22 protein-coding genes are annotated in these 23,009 nt (G+C 66.9%); 13 read left to right on the top strand and 9 right to left on the bottom strand.

Annotated elements, in window-relative coordinates; genetic code table 11:
- Window positions 1-43 precede the first annotated feature (43 nt).
- Window positions 44-718, top strand: a complete 675-nt coding sequence (radC, locus tag HSX14_RS01015) for a RadC family protein (RefSeq protein WP_111262963.1) — start codon at window positions 44-46, stop codon at window positions 716-718.
- On the opposite strand, the gene HSX14_RS01010 is transcribed toward radC, so the two are convergent.
- Together HSX14_RS01010 and HSX14_RS01005 are read right to left on the bottom strand one after the other, a co-directional pair.
- Entirely contained in the window at window positions 715-1,272 is a 558-nt protein-coding gene (locus HSX14_RS01010; protein ID WP_173178543.1) for a hypothetical protein, read from the bottom strand. The genes radC and HSX14_RS01010 overlap by 4 nt on opposite strands.
- Window positions 1,272-2,849 carry an ABC transporter substrate-binding protein gene (locus HSX14_RS01005; RefSeq protein WP_173178542.1) on the bottom strand — a complete coding sequence of 526 codons (1,578 nt, stop codon included), beginning with the start codon at window positions 2,847-2,849 and terminating at the stop codon, window positions 1,272-1,274. The genes HSX14_RS01010 and HSX14_RS01005 overlap by 1 nt, the downstream gene beginning before the upstream one ends.
- Before the next feature lie 354 nt (window positions 2,850-3,203).
- Between HSX14_RS01005 and rpmB the strand changes: the two genes are divergently transcribed.
- A complete protein-coding gene (gene rpmB, locus HSX14_RS01000; RefSeq protein ID WP_039806568.1) occupies window positions 3,204-3,440 on the top strand; it encodes a 50S ribosomal protein L28 in 237 nt (78 codons plus the stop codon).
- 10 nt (window positions 3,441-3,450) lie between these two features.
- On the top strand, window positions 3,451-3,606 hold the full coding sequence (gene rpmG / locus HSX14_RS00995; RefSeq protein WP_003457707.1) for a 50S ribosomal protein L33: 156 nt from the start codon (window positions 3,451-3,453) through the stop codon (window positions 3,604-3,606).
- Between the two features lie 143 nt (window positions 3,607-3,749).
- Here the strand turns inward: rpmG and HSX14_RS00990 are convergent, their stop codons facing one another.
- Entirely contained in the window at window positions 3,750-4,112 is a 363-nt protein-coding gene (locus HSX14_RS00990) for a cupin domain-containing protein (RefSeq protein WP_111262965.1), read from the bottom strand.
- Window positions 4,113-4,420: 308 nt separating this feature from the next.
- Here HSX14_RS00990 and HSX14_RS00985 point away from each other — a divergent pair, with 308 nt between their 5' ends.
- On the top strand, window positions 4,421-5,914 hold the full coding sequence (locus HSX14_RS00985; protein WP_173178541.1) for an aldehyde dehydrogenase: 1,494 nt from the start codon (window positions 4,421-4,423) through the stop codon (window positions 5,912-5,914).
- A gap of 166 nt (window positions 5,915-6,080) precedes the next feature.
- On the top strand, window positions 6,081-7,244 hold the full coding sequence (locus tag HSX14_RS00980; protein ID WP_173178540.1) for an MFS transporter: 1,164 nt from the start codon (window positions 6,081-6,083) through the stop codon (window positions 7,242-7,244).
- Window position 7,245: 1 nt separating this feature from the next.
- On the opposite strand, the gene HSX14_RS00975 is transcribed toward HSX14_RS00980, so the two are convergent.
- From HSX14_RS00975 to HSX14_RS00965, 3 genes are all read right to left on the bottom strand, one after another.
- Window positions 7,246-8,793 carry a phospholipase D family protein gene (locus tag HSX14_RS00975; RefSeq protein WP_173178539.1) on the bottom strand — a complete coding sequence of 516 codons (1,548 nt, stop codon included), beginning with the start codon at window positions 8,791-8,793 and terminating at the stop codon, window positions 7,246-7,248.
- An 88-nt stretch (window positions 8,794-8,881) separates the two neighbouring features.
- Window positions 8,882-10,213 carry an NAD(P)/FAD-dependent oxidoreductase gene (locus tag HSX14_RS00970; protein ID WP_173178538.1) on the bottom strand — a complete coding sequence of 444 codons (1,332 nt, stop codon included), beginning with the start codon at window positions 10,211-10,213 and terminating at the stop codon, window positions 8,882-8,884.
- Between the two features lie 136 nt (window positions 10,214-10,349).
- Window positions 10,350-10,838 carry an Lrp/AsnC ligand binding domain-containing protein gene (locus HSX14_RS00965; RefSeq protein WP_031287530.1) on the bottom strand — a complete coding sequence of 163 codons (489 nt, stop codon included), beginning with the start codon at window positions 10,836-10,838 and terminating at the stop codon, window positions 10,350-10,352.
- 158 nt (window positions 10,839-10,996) lie between these two features.
- Here HSX14_RS00965 and dadA point away from each other — a divergent pair, with 158 nt between their 5' ends.
- From dadA to HSX14_RS00935, 6 genes are all read left to right on the top strand, one after another.
- Window positions 10,997-12,295 (top strand): D-amino acid dehydrogenase, encoded by a 1,299-nt coding sequence (gene dadA / locus HSX14_RS00960; protein ID WP_173178537.1) that lies wholly within the window; start codon window positions 10,997-10,999, stop codon window positions 12,293-12,295.
- Window positions 12,270-12,623, top strand: a complete 354-nt coding sequence (locus HSX14_RS00955; RefSeq protein ID WP_111262971.1) for a RidA family protein — start codon at window positions 12,270-12,272, stop codon at window positions 12,621-12,623. Before dadA ends, HSX14_RS00955 begins: the two co-directional genes overlap by 26 nt.
- 59 nt (window positions 12,624-12,682) lie before the next feature.
- Window positions 12,683-13,750 carry an alanine racemase gene (gene alr / locus HSX14_RS00950; RefSeq protein ID WP_173178536.1) on the top strand — a complete coding sequence of 356 codons (1,068 nt, stop codon included), beginning with the start codon at window positions 12,683-12,685 and terminating at the stop codon, window positions 13,748-13,750.
- A 189-nt stretch (window positions 13,751-13,939) separates the two neighbouring features.
- A complete protein-coding gene (locus HSX14_RS00945; protein WP_111262973.1) occupies window positions 13,940-14,488 on the top strand; it encodes a cupin domain-containing protein in 549 nt (182 codons plus the stop codon).
- Between the two features lie 165 nt (window positions 14,489-14,653).
- Window positions 14,654-15,184, top strand: coding sequence for a sterol desaturase family protein (locus HSX14_RS00940; RefSeq protein ID WP_173178535.1), 531 nt, complete (start codon window positions 14,654-14,656; stop codon window positions 15,182-15,184).
- Between the two features lie 142 nt (window positions 15,185-15,326).
- Window positions 15,327-15,749, top strand: coding sequence for a c-type cytochrome (locus HSX14_RS00935; protein ID WP_111262975.1), 423 nt, complete (start codon window positions 15,327-15,329; stop codon window positions 15,747-15,749).
- An 84-nt stretch (window positions 15,750-15,833) separates the two neighbouring features.
- Here HSX14_RS00935 and HSX14_RS00930 read toward each other — a convergent pair whose 3' ends face one another.
- A complete protein-coding gene (locus HSX14_RS00930; RefSeq protein ID WP_173178534.1) occupies window positions 15,834-16,406 on the bottom strand; it encodes a xanthine phosphoribosyltransferase in 573 nt (190 codons plus the stop codon).
- A 127-nt stretch (window positions 16,407-16,533) separates the two neighbouring features.
- On the bottom strand, window positions 16,534-18,546 hold the full coding sequence (rep, locus tag HSX14_RS00925; protein WP_173178533.1) for a DNA helicase Rep: 2,013 nt from the start codon (window positions 18,544-18,546) through the stop codon (window positions 16,534-16,536).
- Between the two features lie 277 nt (window positions 18,547-18,823).
- Here rep and HSX14_RS00920 point away from each other — a divergent pair, with 277 nt between their 5' ends.
- Entirely contained in the window at window positions 18,824-20,500 is a 1,677-nt protein-coding gene (locus tag HSX14_RS00920) for a putative bifunctional diguanylate cyclase/phosphodiesterase (RefSeq protein WP_173178532.1), read from the top strand.
- On the opposite strand, the gene HSX14_RS00915 is transcribed toward HSX14_RS00920, so the two are convergent.
- The gene (locus HSX14_RS00915; RefSeq protein ID WP_173178531.1) at window positions 20,497-21,885 is read right to left on the bottom strand and encodes a NorM family multidrug efflux MATE transporter; all 1,389 of its coding nucleotides are present in this window, start codon (window positions 21,883-21,885) and stop codon (window positions 20,497-20,499) included. The two genes, HSX14_RS00920 and HSX14_RS00915, sit on opposite strands and share 4 nt — an antisense overlap.
- A gap of 137 nt (window positions 21,886-22,022) precedes the next feature.
- Here HSX14_RS00915 and HSX14_RS00910 point away from each other — a divergent pair, with 137 nt between their 5' ends.
- The gene (locus HSX14_RS00910; protein ID WP_173178530.1) at window positions 22,023-22,943 is read left to right on the top strand and encodes a LysR substrate-binding domain-containing protein; all 921 of its coding nucleotides are present in this window, start codon (window positions 22,023-22,025) and stop codon (window positions 22,941-22,943) included.
- Window positions 22,944-23,009 lie beyond the last annotated feature (66 nt).

Genomic DNA, 23,009 nt, shown 5'->3' with positions numbered 1-23,009 from the left:
CGACCGCATGGGAACAGCGGCCCCGCTCAACCACGGAGGTGCCATGAGCATCCGTCACTGGCCTGCGGCGGAGCGCCCGCGGGAGAAGCTTCTCGAACAGGGCGCGGCGGCCCTCACCGACGCCGAACTCCTCGCCATTTTCCTGCGTACCGGGGTCTCCGGGCAGAGCGCGGTCGACCTCGCCCGCCACCTGCTCAACGACTTCGGCGGCCTGCGTCCCCTGCTGGAGGCGGACATCGATTCCTTCTGCCTCCGGCTCGGCCTCGGGCCAGCCAAGTACGCGCAGTTGCAGGCCGTGCTGGAGATGGCGCGGCGGCACCTGGCTGAAGGATTGCGCCGCGACTCGGTGCTGGAGAGTCCTCAGGCCGTGCGTGATTACCTGAAGGCGCAGCTGCGCCACGAACCCCACGAGCTGTTCGGTTGCCTGTTCCTCGACTCCCGGCACCGGGTGCTGGCCTTCGAGGTGCTGTTCCATGGCTCCATCGATGGCGCCAGCGTCTACCCGCGCCAGGTGGTCAAGCGCGCGCTGGCGCATAACGCGGCCGCGCTGATCCTCACCCACAACCATCCGTCCGGGGTCGCCGAGCCGAGCCAGGCCGACCGTGCGCTGACCCAGCGTCTGAAGGAGGCGTTGGCGCTGGTCGAGGTGCGGGTGCTGGACCACTTCGTGGTGGGCGATGGCGAGCCGCTGTCGATGGCCGAGTACGGTTGGCTCTAGGGCGCGTCGACCTGGCGCTGGATGGCTGCCAGCAGGCGGCGGCGGATCAGCCCGCTGGCCGGTCGGATGGCCAGCCAGTAAGGGGTGAAGAGCAGGCGGCTGCGGCGGTCCGGGCAGTGCACGCGGGTCTCGGTGTGCAGGACGATGCCGCCGTCGGTGCCGGGGCTGCAGTGGAAACCCATGAGCAGCTTGGCGACACCGGGCTCGGCATAGGCGCTGAAGGCATTGGCGTCATCCACCCGCTCCAGCCCGAAGTCGCTGCGCCAGAAACGGCCGATCAATCCATAGGCCAGTGCCTGGTCGGCGTCCCGCTCCAGCAGGGTGAACTCGTGCAGCCCGAACGGTGGCCGGTCCTTGAGGCGGTTCTCGCGCCCCAGTGCGCCGGCCAGGCGGGCTGGCGCCTCGCGGATGCGCAGCAGGGTGCGCACCAGCGGGTCGTCATGCACGGTGAGATCGCCCACCGCGTCCAGCGCCTGCCGCGCGGTTGCCCGCAACGGCAGCTGGTGCCGCTCGACGAACTGGAACTGCGGCAGATAGCGCTCGCCCAGCTCCATCAGGGCTTCACGCTGACGTGGGAGAAGTCCTGGCGACCGAAGGGGTTGGCCTGGTAGCCGTCGACGCCGGAGCGGGCCAGGGCGAAGGCGGTGGGGTGTGCCAGCGGCAACCACAGGGCCTGCTCCTGGATGATCTGCTGCGCCTTTATATAGAGGGCGCCGCGGTCGGCCTGGCTGCCCTGGGTCTTGCCGTCGCTGATCAGCTTGTCCAGCGCAGCGTCGCAGTAGCGCGCGAAGTTGAGGCCGGACTGCACCGAGGCGCAGGAGAATTGCGGAGTGAGGAAGTTGTCCGGGTCGCCATTGTCACCGGCCCAGCCCATGAACAGCAGGTCGTGCTCGCCGGCCTTGGCGCGACGGATCAGCTCGCCCCACTCGATCACGCGGATCTCGGCCTGGATGCCGACCTTGGCCAGGTCGGCCTGCAGCAATTGGGCGCCAAGGCTGGGGTTGGGGTTGAGCAGGCTGCCGGAGGGGCGTGTCCAGATCGTGGTCTTGAAGCCGTCCTTGAAGCCGGCTTCGGCCAGCAGTGCGCGAGCCTTCTCCGGGTCGTGGGGGTAGCCGGGCAGGTCCTTGGCATAGCTCCAGGTGTTGGGCGGGTATGGGCCGCTGGCGGCGCTGGCGCTGCCCTCGAACACCGCTTTCAGGTAGCTCTGCTTGTCGAAGGCGAGGTTGATGGCCTGGCGCACCCTGGCCTGGTCCAGCGGTGGGTGCTGGCTGTTGATGCCGACGAAGGCCGTCATGAAGGCCGGGGTCTGCAGCACCTTGAGGCTGGCATCCTGGCTCGCGGCCTGGACATCCAGCGGCTTGGGCGAGAGGGCGATCTGGCATTCGCCGCGGCGCAGCTTCTGCAGGCGCACGTTGGCGTCGGGGGTGATGGCGAAGATCAGCCCGTCCACCTTCGGCTTGCCGGCGAAGTAGTCCGGGTTGGCGACGTAGCGCACTGCAGCGTCCTTCTGGAAGCGCTTGAAGACGAAGGGGCCGGTGCCGATCGGCTGGGCGTTGAGCTTCTCCGGCGTGCCGGCCTGCATCAACTGCCCGGCGTACTCGGCGGAATAGATGGAGGCGAAGCCCATGCTCAGGGTGGCGAGGAAGGTGGCATCGGGCTTGTTCAGGGTGAAGCGCACCTGCAGCGGGCCGACCTTGTCGATGGCCTTGATCAGCTGCGGCAGTTGCATCGACTGGGCGTGGGGGAAGCCGCTCTGGGCCACCTTGTGCCAGGGGTGGGCGGTGTCGAGCATGCGCTGGAAGCTGAACAGCACGTCCTCGGCATCCAGTTCGCGGCTGGGCTTGAAGTACTCGGTGGCATGGAAGCGCACGCCAGGGCGCAGCGTGAAGAGGTAGCTCAGGCCATCGGGCGAGACCTCCCACTGCTGCGCCAGGCCCGGGACCAGCTCACCGCGCTGGGCGTCGAATTCCACCAGGCGATTCATCAGCACGTCGGCGGAGGCGTTGGTGGTGGTCAGCGAGTTGTACTGCACCACGTCGAAGCCCTCGGGGCTGGCCTCGGTGCAGACGCTCAGGCTGGCTGCCTGGGCGAGCAGCGGGGCGAACAGCAGGGGCAGGGCGGCGAGACGCATGGGGTGCTCCTTGTGCGAGGGCCCGGGGCGGGCTGCGGGCGAAGGCCTTACGCTAGACCATGGCCGGAGCCGGAGCAACGCGCTTTTGGCGACGAGCGGTCATTTTTCATGCAGGCCGCGCCGATGCGGTTGCAGGCGCCCCCTGCGATGCCAGGCCTTTCGCGCGGATGCCGCAGCCCTTGCTGCTCCAGGGGGTTTCTGATATAAAGCAGCGCTCTTTTCTAGGGGCCCGGTCTTTCGCAGTCTTTGTGTGGCCGGTAAGACCCTGACGAGACGGGCGCTAAAACGCCCACAAGTGAGAGTTCAAGCGGCCAACCCATGCCGGGTTGGGCATGAGGTTTAGAGGGCTGAGGCATGTCTAGAGTCTGTCAAGTAACCGGTAAGGGTCCGGTTACCGGGAACAACATTTCCCACGCAAACAACAAAACCCGTCGTCGTTTCCTGCCGAACCTGCAGCACCACCGCTTCTGGGTCGAGTCCGAGAAGCGCTTCGTGCGTCTGCGCGTTTCCGCCAAGGGCATGCGTATCATCGACAAGCGTGGTATCGACGTAGTTCTCTCCGAACTGCGCGCCCGCGGCGAGAAGGTATAAGGAGCTAATCATGCGTGAACTGATCCGTTTGGTGTCCAGCGCCGGTACCGGCCACTTCTACACCACCGACAAGAACAAGCGCACTACTCCCGACAAGATCGAAATCAAGAAATTCGATCCGGTCGTGCGTAAGCACGTGATCTACAAGGAAGCCAAGATCAAGTAATTGATCCGGCCCTTGTCGAAGAAGCCCGCCTACATGGCGGGCTTTTTCATGCCCGCGATTTGCCGTCGACTGCGACGACGCCCATAAAAAAGCCCGCTTGCGCGGGCTCAAGGGGGTGACAAACATGGAGGTGAAGCGGTGGATCACTTGGCCTGTTCGAAGATCACATAGACCTTGCGGCAGGCCTCGAGCACTTCCCAGGTGCCGGAGAAACCGGCCGGGATGACGAAGCGGTCGCCGGCGCGAACGGTCTTGGCATTGCCGGCGGCGTCGCGGATGACGGAGACGCCCTGGAGGATCTCGCAGTATTCGTGTTCGGTGTAATTCACCGTCCACTGGCCGATGGCGCCCTCCCAGATCCCTACGTTGAATTGCCCGCACGGGCTGCCGTAGTGGTTGCGCACGCTCTGCTCCGGGTCGCCCTTGAGGATTTTCTCGGGGGCGGGACGGTAGTGTTCGGCGGCGGCTGGGCTGTTGGCGAAGTCGACGATGGATTCGATGTTCATGGCGGTTCCGTTGCGGCTGGCGGATGGCCCTCGTTCGTTGGGCCTGTTTTTTATTCTGCCCGGCTGTGGGGTCTTTCCACGCTCCCGAAGAGCGAGAGGAAAAACGCCTGGGCGATCCGACTTGGAGTCTATGTTTAATAAAACGAACATGACAAGGGCGTTTGGCTGAATTTTGTCAAAAATATTGAAAATCCAGGGCCCTCTGGTTTAGGGTTGCGATCAGGTCCGGCCGCATGCCGGCCTTGCAGAATTCTTGACAGTGCCGGGTCTGGAATCCGGCACTTATCGACTAATAAGAGGAACGCCCCATGACCACCCTGACTCGCGCCGACTGGGAACAGCGCGCCAAGTCCCTGCAGATCGAAACCCGCGCCTTCATTCATGGCGAGTACACCCACGCCGTCTCCGGCGCGACCTTCGACTGCATCAGCCCGGTGGATGGGCGCGTGCTGGGCCAGGTCGCCAGCTGCGACCTGGCCGATGCCGAACTGGCGGTGAAGGATGCCCGTGCCGTCTTCGAGTCCGGTGTCTGGTCGCGCCTGGCGCCCACCGCGCGCAAGGCGGTGATGATCCGCTTCGCCGACCTGATCGACGCCCATGCCCAGGAGCTGGCGCTGCTGGAAACCCTGGACATGGGCAAGCCGATCAGCGACTCGCTGAACATCGACGTCTCCAGCGCCTCCCGCGCCATCCGCTGGAGCGGCGAGGCCATCGACAAGATCTATGACGAAGTCGCCGCCACCCCGCACAACGAGCTGGGCCTGGTGACCCGCGAGCCGGTGGGCGTGGTCGCCGCCATCGTGCCGTGGAACTTCCCCCTGCTGATGACCTGCTGGAAGCTCGGCCCGGCGCTGTCCACCGGCAACTCGGTGATCCTCAAGCCGTCCGAGAAGTCGCCGCTGACCGCCATCCGCATCGCCCAGCTGGCCATCGAGGCCGGCATCCCCGCGGGCGTGTTCAACGTCCTGCCGGGCTTCGGCCATACCGTGGGCAAGGCCCTGGCACTGCACATGGACGTCGACACCCTGGTGTTCACCGGCTCCACCAAGATCGCCAAACAGCTGATGGTCTATGCCGGCGAATCCAACATGAAGCGCGTCTGGCTGGAAGCCGGCGGCAAGAGCCCGAACATCGTCTTCGCCGACGCGCCGGACCTGCAGGCCGCCGCCGAGGCCGCCGCGGGCGCCATCGCCTTCAACCAGGGCGAGGTCTGCACCGCCGGTTCGCGCCTGCTGGTGGAGCGTTCGATCAAGGACAAGTTCGTGCCCATGGTGGTCGAGGCGATCAAGGCCTGGAAGCCGGGCAACCCGCTGGACCCGGAAACCAACGTCGGTGCCCTGGTCGACACCACCCAGATGAACAACGTGCTGTCCTACATCCAGGCCGGCCATGACGACGGCGCCAAGCTGGTGGCCGGCGGCAAGCGCGTGATGGAGGAAACCGGCGGCACCTACGTCGAGCCGACCATCTTCGACGGCGTGGACAACGCCATGCGCATCGCCAAGGAAGAAATCTTCGGCCCGGTGCTCTCGGTGATCGCCTTCGACGACGTCGAGGACGCCATCGCCATCGCCAACGACACCGTCTATGGCCTGGCTGCCGCGGTGTGGACCAGCAACCTGTCCAAGGCCCACCTGACCGCCAAGGCACTGCGCGCCGGCAGCGTCTGGGTCAACCAGTACGACGGTGGCGACATGACTGCGCCCTTCGGCGGCTTCAAGCAGTCGGGCAACGGCCGCGACAAGTCGCTGCACGCCTTCGACAAGTACACCGAGCTGAAAGCCACCTGGATCAAGCTCTGAACCAGGGCGGCGCGACCGCCCCATAAAGGTCCGCCTTCCTTCGGGAAGGCCGGCTCCACGGAGCCAAGCCTGCGGCCGGGTTTCCTTCACAGGAGCCCGGCCGTTTTTGCTTTTCTGCCTGCCAGGATCCTCCGGGATACCGGCCCATGGAATGGAGGACACCTGCATGCGTTGGGGGACCTACTTCGCCGTCTGCGGCGCGGTGATCAGCATCGGGCTCGCGCTGGGGGTGACCATGCCCCTGGTCTCGCTGCGCCTGGAAAGCTGGGGCTACGACGCCTTCGCCATCGGCGTGATGGCCGGCACCCCGGCGGTCGGTGTGCTGCTCGGTGCCTCCCTGGCCGGCCGGCTGGCCGCGCGTTTCGGTACCACGACCCTGATGCAGCTGTGCCTGCTGGTCAGTGCCGTGTCGGTGGCGATGCTGGCGCTGGTGCAGAGCTACCCGATCTGGCTGGCCCTGCGCCTGTTCATCGGCGTGGCGCTGACCGTGGTGTTCATCCTCGGCGAGAGCTGGATCAACCAGTTGGCGGTGGAGAAGTGGCGCGGTCGCCTGGTGGCGCTCTACGGCACCGGCTACGCCCTCAGCCAGCTGTCCGGTCCGCTGCTGCTCAGCGTGCTGGGCACCGGCAACGACCTCGGCTTCTGGACCGGCACCGGGCTGCTGGTGGGCGGTTCGCTGATGCTCCTCGGGCGCACCGGCGCGCCCAGCGTCGACGCCCACAGTGCCTCCGGGCGCGGGTTGCTGACCTTCTGCACGCGGCTGCCGACCATCGCCTGGGCGGTGGTCCTGTTCGCCGCCTTCGAGGCGATGATGCTGACCCTGCTGCCCATCTACGGGCTGCGCCAGGGCTTCAACCAGGAGATCGCACTGCTCATGGCCAGCGTGGTGGTGGTCGGCGATGCGGCACTGCAGCTGCCCATCGGCCTGCTGGCGGACCACATGTCGCGGCGCACGCTGTTCCGTGGCTGCGGGCTGGCCCTGCTGGTGTCCAGCCTGAGCATCCCGCTGTTCCTGCACACGCCGTTGATCTGGCCGATCTGGGTGGTGTTCGGCGCCAGCGCGGGTGGGCTCTTCACCCTGGCGCTGATCCTCATCGGCGAGCGTTACCGCGACGATGAACTGGTCCGCGCCAACGCCCACGTCGCGCAGCTCTGGGGTATCGGTTGCCTGATCGGCCCGCTGGTGACCGGCGCCGCCAGCCAGTGGATCAGCGGCCACGCGCTACCGCTGATGATGGCCATCGGCGCGGCCGGCTTCGTCTGGCTGGCCTGGACCCGCGAGCTGTTCGACGACGAAGGCGAAGAGTCGGCCGTCGCGGGCAACCGCTGAGTCAGAGCATCCGCTCGAGCCCCACACGCTCGGCGAACCATGCATTGAAGCGCCGCCACAGGCTGCCCGGCTCGCGGCGCAGCTCCTGCTGGCGCTCACCCTCCCCGGTTATCCACAGCATCTCTCCGCCCGGGCCCAGCCTTACCTGGTAGCTGCGCCCGGGGCTCATGCCCTGCAGTGCCAGGCGGCGCAGGTGGGCGCTCAGCTCGGGGCTGTCGATCAGCACGCCGACCTCGGTGTTCCATAGCACCGAGCGCGGATCGAAGTTGAAGGAGCCGATGAAGGCGCGGCGCCGGTCGAGGATCATCGCCTTGCTGTGCAGGCTGGAGTTGGACGAGCCGCTGAAGCTGTATTGGCCGCTGCCCGCGCCATCTCCCGGCTGGCGGCGCAGCTCGAACAGGTGCACGCCGTGCTCCAGCAGCCGCTGGCGATAGGGCGCGTAGCCGCCGTGGACGGCGGGTACGTCCGTGGCTTCCAGGGAGTTGGTCAGCAGGCGGATGTCGACGCCGCCATCGGCCTTGCCGATCAGGTAGTCCATGCCTTCCGGGGCGGGAACGAAATAGGCCGAGACCAGCACCAGGTCCTCCTTCACCTCGTCCAGCACCGGCTGCAACTGGCTGGCCAGCAGCAGGTGCGGGTCGGGTGGACCGCTGGCCAGCACCTTGCTCGGCGCGTCCCACAGGGCGCTGGCCGGCGCCCAGATCAGCTCGCGCAGCCAGAGGTCCAGGCGCGGGTCGTCGCGGTAGGTGTGCAGCCGATCGTAGAGGGTCTTCTGCCGGGCCCGCGCCTGGGCCAGGTAGCCGCGCAGGCGCTGGCGGGCTTCGTCCAGCTCCTGGCGTTCCGGCTGGCGCCAGAGGAATTGCTGGATCGGCTTGCTCAGGGCGCTGTTCCAGTACTGGTCGAAGCTCTGCCCCAGCTGCTCCGCCACCGGACCGATGGCCAGCAGGTCGATGTCGGTGAAGTTGAGGCTGGGCTCGGCATCGAAGTATTCATCCCCCAGGTTGCGCCCGCCGACGATGGCGGCGGCGTTGTCGGCCAGCCACAGCTTGTTGTGCATGCGCCGGTGCTGCTGGGCCAGGTCCAGGGCGCGACCGAGGGTGCGCGTGACGCCGGTGGCGCGGCCCAGGTGCAGCGGATTGAACAGCCGCACCTGGATGTTCGGGTGTGCGGTGAGCAGGGCGATGCTGGCGTCGCGGCCGTCGCTGCTGGTGTCATCGAGCAGCAGGCGCACGCGTACGCCGCGGTCGGCGGCGCGCAGCAGTTCATCGAACAGGGCGCGGGTGGAGAGGCCGTCGTGGACGATGTAGTACTGCAGGTCGAGGCTGCTGCGGGCCGAGCGGATCAACTCGGCGCGGGCGCTGTAGGCCTCGTTGCTGGCCGGCAGCAGGCGGAAGCCGGATTGCCCGGGATGCCTGGCCGCCAGGGCCAGCAGGCGCTGACCGAAGGGCGACTTTGCAGCGGCGATGGCCTGGCTCGGTGACGCCGGGGGTGGCGTGACACAGCCTGTGAGCGTGGCCAGCAGGCAGATGAACAGAAGGGAGATGCGCACGTCGGCCTCCGACTCGCCGGGTCCTTGAGCTCAGACGCCAGCGCAGCCGGAAGATTCAGGTAAACCCGCGGCTGGCGCGGGTCGTGGGTCATTTCGCCAGGCTGTTGCCGACGCTTTCCCTGATCCGGTACCAGAGCATGCCGAGGGCCAGCAGCGGCGAGCGCAGCAGCTTGCCGCCGGGGAAGGTGATGTGGGGCACCTTGGCGAACACGTCGAAGCCGCCGCCCTGTTCGCCGCTGATGGCCTCGGCCAGCAGCCTGCCCGCCAGGTGGGTGGCGTTGACCCCGTGGCCGGAATAGGCCTGGGCGAAGTAGACGTTGGGCTGGTCCGGCAGGCGGCCGATCTGCGGCAGGCGGTTGGCGCCGATGCCGATCATGCCGCCCCACTGGTAGTCGATGCGCACATCGGCCAGTTGAGGGAACACCTCCAGCATCTTCGGCCGCATGTAGGCGCCGATGTCCGCCGGGTCGCGCCCGGAATAGTGGCAGGCGCCGCCGAACAGCAGGCGGTTGTCGGCGGAGAGGCGGTAGTAGTCGAGGGCTACGCGCTGGTCGCACACCGCCATGTTCTGCGGCAGCAGCTGCCTGGCCAGCGCCTCGGGCAGGCGCTCGGTGGCGATGATGTAGCTGCCCGCCGGGAGCACCTTGCCGCCGAGGGTCGGGTTGAGGTCGTTGAGGTAGGCGTTGCAGCCGAGCACCAGGGTCTTCGCGCGGACCTGGCCCTGGGCGGTGTGCACCTTGACCTCCGGGCCGTAGTCGATGCGCTGCACCGCGGAGTGTTCGAACAGGCGCACGCCCAGCGAGCTGGCGGCGGCGGCCTCGCCCAGGGCCAGGTTCAGCGGGTGCAGGTGGCCGGAGCCCATGTCGATCAGACCGCCGGCGTAGCGGTCGGACCCCACCACGCTGCGCATCTCGCCCGGCTGCAGCAGGCGCATCTCGTGGCGGTAGCCGAGGGACTTGAGGTCCTCCATGTCCTCGGCGAAGCCGGCGAGGTCGCGGGCCGTATTGGCCAGGTCGCAATAGCCCCAGGTGAGGTCGCAGTCGATGGCGAACTCCTCCACCCGGCGGCGCACCAGCTCCACGGCCTCCAGGCCCATCAGTTTGAGCGCGCGCACGCCGTCCCGGCCGACCACCGATTCGAAATGCTCGACGTCGTGGCCGACACCGCGGATCAATTGGCCGCCGTTGCGCCCGCTGGCGCCCCAACCGATCTTGTGCGCCTCCAGCAGCACCACCGAGAAGCCGCGCCTGGCCAGTTCGATGGCGGTGTTCAGCCCGGAGAAGCCGCCACCGACGACGCAGACGTCGGCCACCTCCTCGCCCGCCAGGGGCGGATGCTCGATGCGACGGTTGGCGGTCGCGGCGTAATAGGAGGGGGCGTGCTGGTCGCTGTGGACCGAATGGCGAACGCGGGCGTTCATGTGCGGAATCCTGATTATTGTGTTTGGAAAATTTGACGGAGGATAAGCACGAAGCACGCCAACCGCCAAGGGGCGCCCAGGAAAAATCCCTGTGCCCCGCAGGCAACTATCCAGGGGCGCGTCGGCGCCCCCGGGTTCACTCGGGAATGGGCAGGTTGAGGGATTCCTTGACCTCTTCCATCACGATGTAGGACTTCGACTCGCGCACGTGCGGCAGCTTCAGGAGGATGTCGCCGAGCAGCTTGCGGTAGGACGCCATCTCGTTGATCCGCGCCTTCACCAGGTAGTCGAAGTCACCGGAAACCAGGTGGCATTCGAGCACGTGGGGCAGCTTGAGGACGGCGCGGCGGAAGTCCTCGAAGGTGTCGCCGGACTTGTAGTCCAGGCTGATCTCGACGAACACCAGCAGGCTCGCCTTGAGGTGCTGCGGGTTCAGCCGGGCGTTGTAGCCCATGATGATCCCCTCGCGTTCCAGGCGGCGTACCCGTTCGGTGCAGGGTGTGGTGGAAAGGCCCACGCGCTCGCCCAGCTCGGTGAAGGAGATACGGCCATCCTCCTGGAGGATTCGTAAAATATTCCGGTCTATCTTGTCTAACTCACGACGCGATTGATGCTGGGTACGCATGGTGGATGCCCCTCCGCAAAAGCCGTATTGGCCAAGAATTATCGCCAAATATAGCTGGCTATATAGTGAATATCACTGGGGCGCTCTTCATATACTGCGCGGCATCTACGCTCAAAATAACAAACGCAACGGTGATGCCCGTTGCGCTGGAGGCAGACATGCGAGTGATGGTGCTGGGCAGCGGTGTGATCGGTACGGCGAGTGCCTACTATCTGGCCCGGGAAGGCTTCGAAGTCGTGGTGGTCGACCGGCAGAACGCCGTCGCCATGGAGACCTCCTTCGCCAACGCGGGCCAGGTCTCTCCTGGCTATGCCTCGCCCTGGGCCGCCCCGGGCGTGCCGCTGAAGGCCATCAAGTGGCTGCTGCAGAAACACGCGCCCCTGGCCATCAAGGCCACCGGCGACATCGGCCAGTACCTGTGGATGGCGCAGATGCTGCGCAACTGCACCGCCGCCCGCTACGCGGTGAACAAGGAGCGCATGGTGCGCCTGTCCGAGTACAGCCGCGACTGCCTCGACGAGCTCCGCGCCGAGACCGGCATCGCCTACGAAGGCCGCCAGCTCGGCACCACCCAGCTGTTCCGCACCCAGGCCCAGCTCGATGCCGCGGCCAAGGACATCGCCGTGCTGGAAAGCTCCGGCGTGCCTTATGAAGTGCTCGATCGCGCCGGCATCGCCCGCGCCGAGCCGGCCCTGGCCAAGGTCACCGACAAGCTGGCCGGCGCCCTGCGCCTGCCCAACGACCAGACCGGCGACTGCCAGATGTTCACCACCCGCCTCGCCCAGATGGCCCGTGACCTGGGCGTGGAGTTCCGCTTCGGCCAGGACATCCAGCGCCTGGACTTCGCCGGTGACCGCATCAATGGCGTATGGATCGACGGCAAGCTGGAAACCGCCGACCGCTACGTGCTCGCCCTCGGCAGCTACAGCCCGCAGCTGCTCAAGCCGCTGGGCATCAAGGCCCCGGTCTACCCGCTCAAGGGCTACTCGCTGACCGTGCCCATCACCAACCCGGAGATGGCCCCGACCTCCACCATCCTGGATGAGACCTACAAGGTCGCGATCACCCGGTTCGACGACCGCATCCGCGTCGGCGGCATGGCCGAGATCGCCGGCTTCGACCTGTCGCTGAACCCGCGTCGCCGCGAGACCCTGGAAATGATCACCGCCGATCTCTACCCGCAGGGTGGCGACCTGGCCCGCGCCGAGTTCTGGACCGGCCTGCGCCCGGCGACCCCGGACGGCACGCCGATCGTGGGCGCGACCCCGTTCCGCAACCTGTTCCTGAATACCGGACACGGTACCCTTGGCTGGACCATGGCCTGCGGTTCCGGCCGCCTGCTCGCCGACCTGATGGCGCGCAAGCGTCCGCAGATCAGCGCCGAAGGCCTGGACATCTTCCGTTATGGCAACACCAAGGAGAGCCAGAAACATGTCACTACAGCGCCTGCGCACTGAAGCCCGCTACAGCGAGATCGTCATCCACAACGGCACCGTCTACCTGGCGGGCCAGCTGGATGAAGCGCTGAACCCGGGCATCGAGCGCCAGACCCGCGAAACCCTCGATGCCATCGACCGCATGCTCGCCGAGGCCGGCACCGACAAGAGCCGCATCCTCTCGGTGACCATCTACCTCAAGGACATCGACGCGGACTACGCCGGCATGAACGCCGTGTGGGACGCCTGGGTCGCCAAGGGCGCCGCCCCGGCCCGCGCCTGCGTCGAGGCGAAGATGTACTCGCCCGAGGTGCTGGTGGAAATGACCGTGGTCGCCGCCCTGCCCTGAACCCTTGCTCTGCCCGGCGTCCGCGCCGGGTTTTTACATAACCAGAAGAAGCCCCTGCCATGCGTCCCGCCCGTGCCCTGATCGACCTCGAAGCGCTGCGCCACAACTACCGCCTCGCCCGTGAAACCACCGGCGCCAAGGCCCTGGCCGTCATCAAGGCGGACGCCTACGGGCACGGTGCGGTGCGTTGCGCCCAGGCGTTGCAGGCGGAGGCCGACGGCTTCGCCGTGGCCTGCATCGAGGAAGCGCTGGAGCTGCGCCAGGCGGGCATCACCGGCCCCATCCTGTTGCTGGAAGGCTTCTTCGAGGCGGACGAGCTCCCCCTGATCGAGCAGCACGCACTCTGGTGCGTGGTGCATTCCACCTGGCAGCTGGAGGCCATCGAGCGCGCCAGCCTGCGCCAGCCGCTCACGGTGTGGCTGAAGATGGACTCGGGCATGCACCGGGTCGGCCTGCATCCCGCCGAATACCGCGACGGCTACCAGCGGCTGATGGCCAGCGGCAAGGTCGGCAAGATCGTGCTGATGAGCCACTTCGCCCGGGCCGATGAGCTGGACAGCGGCAGTGCCGCCGAGCAGGTCGCGGTATTCGAGCAGGCCCGCGCGGGCCTCGCGGCGGAGGTCAGCCTGCGCAACTCCCCGGCGGTGCTGGGTTGGCCACAGGTGCCGAGCGACTGGGTGCGACCCGGGATCATGCTCTACGGCGCCACGCCCTTCGAGCAACCGCACGAACTGGCTGCGCGCCTGAAGCCGGTGATGACCCTGGAGTCGAAGGTCATCAGCGTGCGTGAGCTGCCGGCCGGCCAGCCGGTCGGCTATGGCGCGCGTTTCGTCACCGAGCGGCCGACCCGCGTCGGCGTGGTCGCCATGGGCTACGCCGATGGCTATCCCCGGCATGCGCCGACCGGCACGCCGGTGGCCATCGACGGGCAGCTCTCGCGCCTGATCGGTCGCGTGTCCATGGACATGCTCACCGTCGACCTCACCGATCTGCCGCAGGCCGGGCTCGGCAGCCGCGTCGAGTTCTGGGGCGCTCAGGTACCGGCCAGCGAGGTCGCCATCCAGGCCGGCACCATTCCCTACCAGATCTTCTGCAACCTGCGCCGGGTGCCGCTGATCTACCGCTGAAACCCGCGGCCGGCGGTCATCCGGCGCGCTGATGATGGTCCAACTATCTGATTTTCCTTGGGGTTTCCCGGGGTGGTGAAAGTTTGCGCAGGATTTACGGCCGAAGTGTTGTAAATACTGAACGCTGGCCGCATGATACGGCCACCGTGACCGCCCCCCTCAACAAGAATCCCAAGGAGGATCCCACCATTGGACGTCGGTGTTCGACTGCAAGCTATCCGCAAGCTCAAAGGCCTCTCCCAGCGTGAACTCGCCAAACGTGCAGGCGTTACCAACAGCACGATTTCCATGATCGAAAAGAACAGCGTGAGCCCCTCCATCAGTTCGCTGAAGAAGGTGCTCGGGGGCATCCCCATGTCGCTGGTGGAATTCTTTTCCCTCGATCTGGAACAGGACAACCAGACCCAGGTCGTCTACCGGGCTTCCGAACTTACCGATATCTGCAGTGGTGCGATCACCATGAAGCTGGTGGGCAAGGCCCATCCCAGCCGCGCCATCGCCTTCCTCGACGAGACCTACCCGCCGGGCAGCGACACGGGTGACGAGATGTACGCCCATGAAGGCGAAGAGGCAGGGATGCTGGTCGAGGGCCGCCTCGAACTGACCGTCGGCAACGAGCTGTTCATCCTCGAGCCGGGCGACAGCTACTACTTCGAGAGCAGCAAGCCGCACCGCTTCCGCAATCCGTTCGACCTGCCGGCCCGCCTGATCAGCGCGACCACGCCGGCCAATTTCTAACCCGTTCCATTCCTGCGCAGGGGCTTCGCGCCGCCTGCGCGGTGCATGCCGTGCAGCCAACCGCTCTGCACCGGCCTGCAGCACCCGCATGCGCCGCCAGAGGGCGGCCTGACCCCGTACACCAGAGTCGTGCCGCCTGCGCCGGGCCCATGACAGGGAGATCCCATGGCCGCCTCCAACAAATGGCTGATGTCCTCGCTCGCCTACTACCTGGACTTCTTCACCGCCCCGCTGTTCGTCCTCGGCGCACTGCTGATCGGCCCGGTCCTGCCCTGGCAGCTGGTCGGCGGCCTGTTGCTGTGGTCGTTCATCGAGTACGGCGTGCACCGTTTCCTGTTCCACTCGCTGTATCGCCGCGAGCACTGGACCCACCACCTCGACGTGCTGGCGTTCATCGGCATCTCCAGCTGGAAGACCAGTGCGGTCTACGCGCTGCTGCTCCCGCTGTGCGCGTACCTCGGCCTGGCCTCGCTCTATGCCGGGCTGGTCGCGGGCTACTTCCTCTACATTTCCCTGCACTACGTCATGCATCGCCCCGGGCACTGGTTCTACCGCTTCATTCCCGGCCTGGTGTTCAACCATGACCTGCACCACAGGAAGGGGATCGAGAAGAACTTCGGCGTTTCTTCGCCGCTCTGGGATCACGTCTTCGGCACCTATGTCCGCGTTGCCGAAAAGGAGACCGCGGCGGGCTGACCCCCGACCCTGGTCGCAGCGGCCTCATGCTTTGGTCGTGCGACAAGCTGGGTTGTTTCAGCCTGGCGGGCTAACCGTTATACTGGCGCCCGCCCGCGAAACCGTGGCCGCGGGCGTCACTAGCCACGATGAGGGTGTAAGGGTGAACCTAATAAACAAAATGCTGGCAGCGCACGTTGCCGTATTGGCCCTTTGGGCTGTAAGCGCTCAGGCCGCGACCGACGATGCCATCGCCGAACGCATCAAGCCGGTGGGCGAAGTCTGTGTCCAGGGCCAGGAATGCAAAGGCGTCGAAGCCGTAGCCGCCGCTGCTGGCGGTGGCGCGAAGACGCCGGACGACATCATCGCCAAGCACTGTGGCGCCTGCCACACCGCCGGCGTCCTGGGTGCACCGAAGATCGGCGACACCGCTGCCTGGAAAGAGCGTGCCGACCACCAGGGCGGCCTCGACGGCATCCTGGCCAAGGCCATCACCGGTATCAACGCAATGCCCCCGAAAGGCACCTGCGCCGACTGCACCGATGACGAGCTGAAAGCGACCATCAAGAAGATGTCCGGCCTGTAACAGGGACCTTGCATCAATGAAAAAGCCGTCCTCGGGCGGCTTTTTCGTGTCCGGCTGCTGCGACCCGTTGTCGCAGGCGCCCCGTCAATCGATGAAGGTGACGCTGCCGTCGGCCAGGGAGCCGACGCGGGCCAGGGATTCCACCCGGTAGCCTTCGCTTTCCAGCAGGGCGCGGCCATCCTGGAAGGACTTCTCGATGACGATGCCGAGGCCGGCGATGCTCGCGCCCGCCTGGCTGATCAGGTCGATCAGCGCCTTGGCGGCGTGGCCGTTGGCGAGGAAGTCGTCGATCACCAGCACATGGTCGGAGGCCGTCAGGTGCTTGGCGGAGATGGCGATGGTGCTCTCGGTCTGCCTGGTGAAGGAGAACACCTTGGAGATCAGCAGGTCGTTCTTCAGCGTCAGCGACTGGAACTTGCGGGCGAAGATCACCGGGATGCCCAGCTCCAGGCCGGCCATCACCGCCGGGGCGATGCCCGAGGCTTCGATGGTGACGATCTTGGTGATGCCCTGGCCGCGGAAGCGCTCGGCGAACTCATGGCCGATGTGCTTCATGAGCTGCGGGTCGATCTGGTGGTTGAGGAAGGCGTCCACCTTCAGCACCTGGTCGGAAAGCACGATGCCTTCGGAGAGGATCTTTTCTTTGAGAATGTTCACGGGAGGGGCTTCCTGCGAAGCTGCTGTCGCTGATGAAGCGCGGCATTCTACCTCGGCGCGGGGGCATCGCGCGATGCCCTTGTGACAGCCCGCGCGGGCATCCCCGGCAGCCAGGCGGCCGAGGGCCTCAGGGCTTCCTGAGCATGGCGCGGATGTCCGCCAGCGCCGTGTTGCCGCGCACCGCCTTGACCTCGACCGGCGTGTCCTCCATGCCTTCCCACTGCAGGTCTTCCTGCGGCAGCTCGTCGAGGAAGCGGCTCGGCGCGCAGTCGATGATCTCGCCGTACTGCTTGCGCTTGGCGGCGAAGGTCATGGCCAGGTTCTGCCGGGCGCGGGTGATGCCGACATAGGCGAGCCGGCGCTCCTCCTCGATGGTGTCGGCCTCGATGCTGGAGCGGTGGGGCAGGATGTCTTCCTCCACGCCCATGATGAACACGTAAGGGAATTCCAGGCCCTTGGACGCGTGCAGCGTCATCATCTGCACCCCGTCGGCGCCCTCCTCCTCTTCCTGCTGGCGCTCCAGCATGTCGCGCAGCACCAGCTTGGCGATCGCCTCCTCGATGGTCATCTCGCCGTCCTCGTCGCGCTCGAGGGTGTTCTTCAGGGCGTCGATGAGGAACCAGACGTTGCCCATGCGGAACTCGGCGACCTTGTCGCTGGAGGCGTTCTGGCGGATCCAGTTCTCGTAGTCGATGTCCATCACCATGCTGCGCAGGGCGGCGATGGGATCGGTCTGCGCACATTGCTGGCGGACCTTGTCCATGAAGCGCTTGAAGCGCTGCAGGCGCTCGGTGTAGCGGCTGTCGAGGTGCTCGCCGAGGCCGACCTCGTCGGCGGCGGCGTACATCGAGATCTTGCGCTCGGTGGCGTAGTTGCCGAGCTTCTCCAGGGTGGTGGAACCGATTTCCCGGCGTGGCACGTTGATCACGCGGAGGAAGGCGTTGTCATCGTCCGGGTTCACCAGCAGGCGGAAGTAGGACATCAGGTCCTTCACTTCCTGGCGGCCGAAGAAGCTGGTGCCGCCCGACAGCCTGTAGGGTACCTGGTGGTGCTGCAGCTTCAGCTCCATCAGCTTGGCCTGGTGGTTGCCACGGTAGAGGATGGCGAACTGGCTGTAGGGGCGTTCGGTCTTCAGGTGCAGCGTGAGGATCTCCATGGCGATGCGCTCGGCCTCGGCATCCTCGTTGCGGCAGCGGATCACCCGGATCGGGTCGCCGACGCCCATCTCGCTCCACAGCTGCTTCTCGAACACGTGGGGGTTGTTGGCGATCAGCACGTTGGCGCACTTGAGGATGCGGCTGGTGGAGCGGTAGTTCTGCTCCAGCATCACCACCTTCAGCGACGGGAAGTCGTCCTTGAGCTGCATCAGGTTTTCCGGTCGCGCGCCGCGCCAGGCGTAGATCGACTGGTCGTCGTCACCCACCACTGTGAACTGCGCCCGGTGCTGCACCAGCATCTTCACCAGCAGGTACTGGCTGGCGTTGGTGTCCTGGTATTCGTCCACGAGCATGTAGCGCACGCGCTGCTGCCATTTCTCGAGGATGTCCGGGTTCTCCTGGAACAGCTTCACCGGCAGCAGGATCAGGTCGTCGAAGTCGACCGCGTTGTAGGCCTTGAGGGTGCGCTGGTAGTGCAGGTACACCACCGCGGCGGTCTGCTCCTTGGGGTTGCGCGCGTTGGCCAGCGCTTCCTCGGGCAGGATCAGGTCGTTCTTCCAGGAGCCGATGTAGTTCTTCACCTCATCGGCGCCATCGTCCCCGGCGTACTCCTTCTGCATGATGTCCGTCAGCAGCGCCTTGATGTCCGACTCGTCGAAGATCGAGAAGCCCGGCTTGTAGCCCAGCCGGGCGTGCTCCTTGCGGATGATGTTCAGGCCCAGGTTGTGGAAGGTGGACACTGTCAGGCCGCGGCCTTCGGCGCCGCGCAACAGCGTGCCGACACGCGCCTTCATCTCGCGGGCGGCCTTGTTGGTGAAGGTGACGGCCACGATGTACTGGGCGCGGATGCCGCATTCCTGCACGAGGTAGGCGATCTTGCGGGTGATCACGCTGGTCTTGCCGGAGCCGGCGCCGGCGAGCACCAGGAGAGGGCCGCCGACATAGTTCACGGCTTCCTGCTGCCGGGGATTGAGTCGGGACATGCTGGATGTATCACGGGGGAATGGCCGCGCATTCTAGCAGGCCGGCCCGGATATGCCGATGTGTGCCGAACAGTGTGACGCAGCGCCCCTTGATGAAGGGTCATGCTTGGATATTTCCATTCATCAAGTACGATTGTTCCGACAATCGGTGTTGATGGCTGTTCACATTTCGCGCAGAGTTCGCGGCAATGTGCCAGGACCGCACTAGAAGAACGACGTCGATCACGACGCGAATCAGGCCTTAGAAGCCATTGTTTTGTGACCCCGGGGAGGTCATTTGTCCGCGCTTGCCGAGCCCACGCGCATGCTCCTGCTGGCGGAAACGCCTGGCTGGGCGGAATCCTTACGCGAGCTGCTCGGCTCGCTGGGCAGCGTCGCCCCGCTCATCACCGCCCCTTCCTGGGAAGCCGCGAGCAGCCTGTTCGACGATGCCGACGGCGGCCTGTTGCTGTGCACCCCCGGCCTGCTGCCGGCCCCCGGCCGCTGCCACCTGCCCACCATCCTGCTGCTGGAGCACGAGCCCGAAGAGGCCCCCGCCGGCGTCAGCGACTGGCTGGTGCATGGCCAACTGACCCCGGACCTGCTGCGCCGCAGCCTGCGCTACCTGCGCGAGCGCCGCACCCTGCAGGACACCCTGCACAGCCTGGCCGAGCAGGACCCGCTCACCGGCATCGCCAATCGCCAGGGCTTCCAGACCCTGCTGGCGGCCCGCCTTGCCGAGTTCGCCGGGCGCGGCCTGGCGCTGGGCCACCTGGACCTCGACAACTTCCGCCACGCCAACGACGCCCTCGGCTACCAGGCCGGCGACCGCCTGATCCTGCAGGTCGTGGCGCGGCTCAAGGGCGAGCTGGCTGCCGGCGACCAGCTCGCCCGCCTGGGCAGCGACGAGTTCGCCCTGCTGCTGGACACCCGCCGCGACCCGTCCCGCGCCGAGAAGGTCGCCGAACGCATCGCCGAAGCGCTCGGCGAGCCCTATTGGGTCGATGGCGAGAGCCTGCTGATCGGCTGCAGCCTGGGCATCGCCCATGCCCGCTCCGACGAGGGCGCCGACCCGCTGATGTGGCACGCGCACATCGCCATGCAGCAGGCCAAGGCCGTGCAGGGCTGCACCTTCCACGTGTTCGACGAACGCATCAACCGCAGCGCCCGCAGCCTCGCCGACCTGGAAAGCGAGCTGCGCCGGGCCCTGCGCCGCGACGAGCTGGAACTCCACTACCAGCCGCGCCTGTGCCTGGAGACCGGCCGCATCGTCGGCCTCGAGGCCCTGGTGCGCTGGCGCCACGCCGAGCGCGGCCTGCTCTCGCCCAACGAATTCGTGCCCCTGGCCGAGGAAAGCGGGCTGATCGTACCGCTCGGCTACTGGGTCATCTCCCGTGCCCTGCGCGACATGCAATGGCTGCGCGGACGCGGCCTGCCGGCGCTGCACATGGCGGTGAACCTGTCCTTCCGCCAGTTCCAGGACAGCCAGCTGCTGCCGACCCTCAACCGCCTGATCAGCGAGCGCGGCGTCGACGCCCAGTGGCTCGAGTTCGAACTCACCGAGACGGCGGTCATGCGCCGCAGCGAGCAGGTGCAACAGACCATGCAGGCCCTGGGCAAGGTCGGCGTGCGTTTCTCCCTGGACGACTTCGGCACCGGCTTCTCCTCCTTCGTCCACCTCAACAGCCTGCCCATCACCCTGCTGAAGATCGACAAGAGCTTCGTCGGCGGCATGCAGGATCGTCCCGAGAACCGCCAGCTGGTGCGCGCGATGATCAACCTGGCGCACAACCTCAACCTGGAAGTGGTGGCCGAAGGCGTCGAGACCTCCGAGCAACTGGCCCTGCTGCGCCAGTTCGGCTGCGACCAGGTGCAGGGCTACTGGATCAGCAAGCCGCTGCCATTGGCCGACCTCGCGCGCTTTCTGGTGTTCGGCGTGCGCCAGCCGCTGCTGGGCAACCTGCCGAGCCTCTAGGGGGCCTTGCAGGCCCCGGCCAGCGGCACCTGCGGGCGCAGCATGCGCAGGGTCTTCCACTCGAAGCCCAGGGTCAGCCCGACCGCTGCGCAAGCCAGCCCCGAAGCCAGCCCCCACCACACGCCCTGGGCGCCCATGCCGAGCGGGAAGGCCAGCAGCCAGGCCGCCGGGGCGCCCACCAGCCAGTAGCAGCCGAGGCCGACGAGGAAGGTGGTCTTGGCGTCCTTGAGCCCTCGGATGGCGCCCATGGCGATGGTCTGGATGCCATCGAAGAGCTCGAACAGCGCGGCGATGGCCAGCAGGCTCACGGCCAGGGCGACCACCTCCTGGTACTCGCCCGCCGTGCGGTCGAGGAACAGCCCCACCACCCACTCCGGCGCCAGCCAGAACAGCGCGGCGAAGCTCAGCATGCAGCCGGCGCCCACGGCGATGCCCAGGCGCCCGGCGCGGCGCGCGTCCTCCAGGCGGCCGGCGCCGAAGTGCTGGCCGATGCGGAAGGTCACCGCGTAGGAGATGCCCACCGGCACCATGAAGGCCACGTACACGGACATGATCGCGATCTGGTGTGCCGCCAGCGACAGGCTGCCCAGCGCACCCATGCACAGCGCGGCGAAGGCGAAGAGCCCGGACTCCACCGCATAGGTGCCGCCGATGGGCAGGCCCAGGCGCAGCAGCTCGCGCAGGTCGTCCAGGCGCGGGTGCAGCAGGCCATGGCGCAGGGAATAGGCGGCGTAGGCCGGGTGGCGGGTCACGTGCCAGGCCAGCAGCGCCGCCATGGCGCTCATCACCAGCGCGGTGACCAGGCCGATGCCGGCCAGGCCCAGTGGCGGCAAGCCGAACCAGCCATGGATGAGCATGTAGTTGAGGGCGAAGTTGGCCAGCGCACCGCCGATGCTGATGGCCATCACCGGCCCGGGGCGGCCGATGGCGCTGGTGAAGCCGCGCAGGGCCATGAAGGTCATGTAGCCGGGCAGGGCGAACACCAGGGTGGAGAGGAAGCGCATGCCGCCCTCGATGTTGTGCGCCTCCTGGCCGAACAGGGCCAGCAGCGGGCCCAGGTTCCACAGCAGCAGCCCGGCGCCCAGGGCCAGGCCCCAGCCGAGCCAGAGGCCGGCCTGGGTCAGGCGCGCCGCCCCGGCGCTGTCGCCCGCGCCATGGCGGATGGCGACCAGGTTGCCCACGGCGGCGATCACGCCGACGCAGAAGATCGAGACGAAGGAGTAGCTCGCCGCCCCGAGGCCGCCGGCGGCCAGCTCCGCCGGGCCGAGCAGGCCCATCATCACCGTGTCGGTGAACACCATCAGCACGTTGGCCAGTTGCGCCGCGATCAGCGGGCCGGCGAGGCGGAGAATGGCCAGGAGTTCGGAGCGGATCTGCTGTGGCATGAGTCTGGGTCACTTGTGGGGAGCGGAGCCCGAAAACGCACCGGGCCAGGGACGATGGATTCTCCAGCGCTTGAATCCGCGCCACAAAGGGAAAAAAATGATGCCTTCCATGACTTTGACTCATGAGTGGATTCATCATGACGCGCCGCCTGCCACCGCTCTATGCCCTGCGTGCCTTCGAAGCTGCGGCGCGCCACGCCTCCTTCACCCGTGCCGCCGAGGAGCTGGCCATCACCCAGAGCGCGGTGAGCCGGCACATCCGGACCCTGGAGGAGCACTTCGCCTGCCGCCTGTTCGAGCGCAAGGGGCGCAACCTGCAGCTCACCGAGCCGGCACGGATGATCCTGCCCGGCCTGCGCGAGGGCTTCGATTCCCTGGAGCGTGCCTGCGCCACTCTGCGGGTCGACGACAGCATCCTCTGCCTCAAGGCACCCTCGACCCTGACCATGCGCTGGCTGCTCGCCCGGCTGTCGCGCTTCCGCCTGCAGAACCCGGACGTGGAGGTGCAGCTGACCAGTGCCTGGATGGACGTCGACAAGGTCGACTTCAACCACGAGCCCTTCGACTGCGCGGTGTTGCTGAGCAGCGGCGGCTTCAGCGACGAGTGGGAAAGCGTCGAGCTGTTTGCCGAGTGGCTGATCCCGGTGAGCGCGGCCTCGGCCGCCGCCGACGGGCCCTGGGACCTGGCACGGCTGAAGCAGGCCGAGTTGCTGCACCCGACGCCGGACCGGCGTGACTGGCGGCGCTGGCTGCAGGCGATGGGGCTGGAGCAGGACATCCCGCTCAAGGGCGGGCAGGTGTTCGACACCCTGGAGTTGGGCATCGTCGCCGCCACGCGGGGTTACGGCGTCTCCATCGGCGACCTGGTGATGGTCGCCGAGGATGTGGAGCAGGGCCGCATCGGCCTGCCTTGGCCCACGGCGGTGCCCAGTGGCGACAGCTACCACCTGGTCTGGCCGAAGGTACGCAGCGGCCAGGACCGCCTGCGTCGCCTGCGCGACTACCTGCTGGCCGAGGTGGCGGCCATGCGCCTGCCGGCGGTGGAATTCAAACGCTAGAACCGCGTGGCGTCTGCTTACAGATTTTTCCGGTGCTTTGAGCAGATGCGTCCTATACCTCACTAG

Source organism: Pseudomonas tohonis (assembly GCF_012767755.2).
Taxonomy (GTDB): Bacteria; Pseudomonadota; Gammaproteobacteria; order Pseudomonadales; family Pseudomonadaceae; genus Metapseudomonas; species Metapseudomonas tohonis.
Note: the sequence above shows the minus strand (reverse complement) of the source record. Positions and strands in the feature narration are given on the sequence as shown.

What these genes read in the sequence shown, in the direction of transcription:
- radC (WP_111262963.1), top strand. Translation starts at nt 44, where the DNA reads ATGAGCATCCGTCACTGGCCTGCGGCGGAGCGCCCGCGGGAGAAGCTT.
- HSX14_RS01010 (WP_173178543.1), bottom strand. Translation starts at nt 1,272, where the DNA reads ATGGAGCTGGGCGAGCGCTATCTGCCGCAGTTCCAGTTCGTCGAGCGG.
- HSX14_RS01005 (WP_173178542.1), bottom strand. Translation starts at nt 2,849, where the DNA reads ATGCGTCTCGCCGCCCTGCCCCTGCTGTTCGCCCCGCTGCTCGCCCAG.
- rpmB (WP_039806568.1), top strand. Translation starts at nt 3,204, where the DNA reads ATGTCTAGAGTCTGTCAAGTAACCGGTAAGGGTCCGGTTACCGGGAAC.
- rpmG (WP_003457707.1), top strand. Translation starts at nt 3,451, where the DNA reads ATGCGTGAACTGATCCGTTTGGTGTCCAGCGCCGGTACCGGCCACTTC.
- HSX14_RS00990 (WP_111262965.1), bottom strand. Translation starts at nt 4,112, where the DNA reads ATGAACATCGAATCCATCGTCGACTTCGCCAACAGCCCAGCCGCCGCC.
- HSX14_RS00985 (WP_173178541.1), top strand. Translation starts at nt 4,421, where the DNA reads ATGACCACCCTGACTCGCGCCGACTGGGAACAGCGCGCCAAGTCCCTG.
- HSX14_RS00980 (WP_173178540.1), top strand. Translation starts at nt 6,081, where the DNA reads ATGCGTTGGGGGACCTACTTCGCCGTCTGCGGCGCGGTGATCAGCATC.
- HSX14_RS00970 (WP_173178538.1), bottom strand. Translation starts at nt 10,213, where the DNA reads ATGAACGCCCGCGTTCGCCATTCGGTCCACAGCGACCAGCACGCCCCC.
- HSX14_RS00965 (WP_031287530.1), bottom strand. Translation starts at nt 10,838, where the DNA reads ATGCGTACCCAGCATCAATCGCGTCGTGAGTTAGACAAGATAGACCGG.
- dadA (WP_173178537.1), top strand. Translation starts at nt 10,997, where the DNA reads ATGCGAGTGATGGTGCTGGGCAGCGGTGTGATCGGTACGGCGAGTGCC.
- HSX14_RS00955 (WP_111262971.1), top strand. Translation starts at nt 12,270, where the DNA reads ATGTCACTACAGCGCCTGCGCACTGAAGCCCGCTACAGCGAGATCGTC.
- alr (WP_173178536.1), top strand. Translation starts at nt 12,683, where the DNA reads ATGCGTCCCGCCCGTGCCCTGATCGACCTCGAAGCGCTGCGCCACAAC.
- HSX14_RS00940 (WP_173178535.1), top strand. Translation starts at nt 14,654, where the DNA reads ATGGCCGCCTCCAACAAATGGCTGATGTCCTCGCTCGCCTACTACCTG.
- rep (WP_173178533.1), bottom strand. Translation starts at nt 18,546, where the DNA reads ATGTCCCGACTCAATCCCCGGCAGCAGGAAGCCGTGAACTATGTCGGC.
- HSX14_RS00915 (WP_173178531.1), bottom strand. Translation starts at nt 21,885, where the DNA reads ATGCCACAGCAGATCCGCTCCGAACTCCTGGCCATTCTCCGCCTCGCC.
- HSX14_RS00910 (WP_173178530.1), top strand. Translation starts at nt 22,023, where the DNA reads ATGACGCGCCGCCTGCCACCGCTCTATGCCCTGCGTGCCTTCGAAGCT.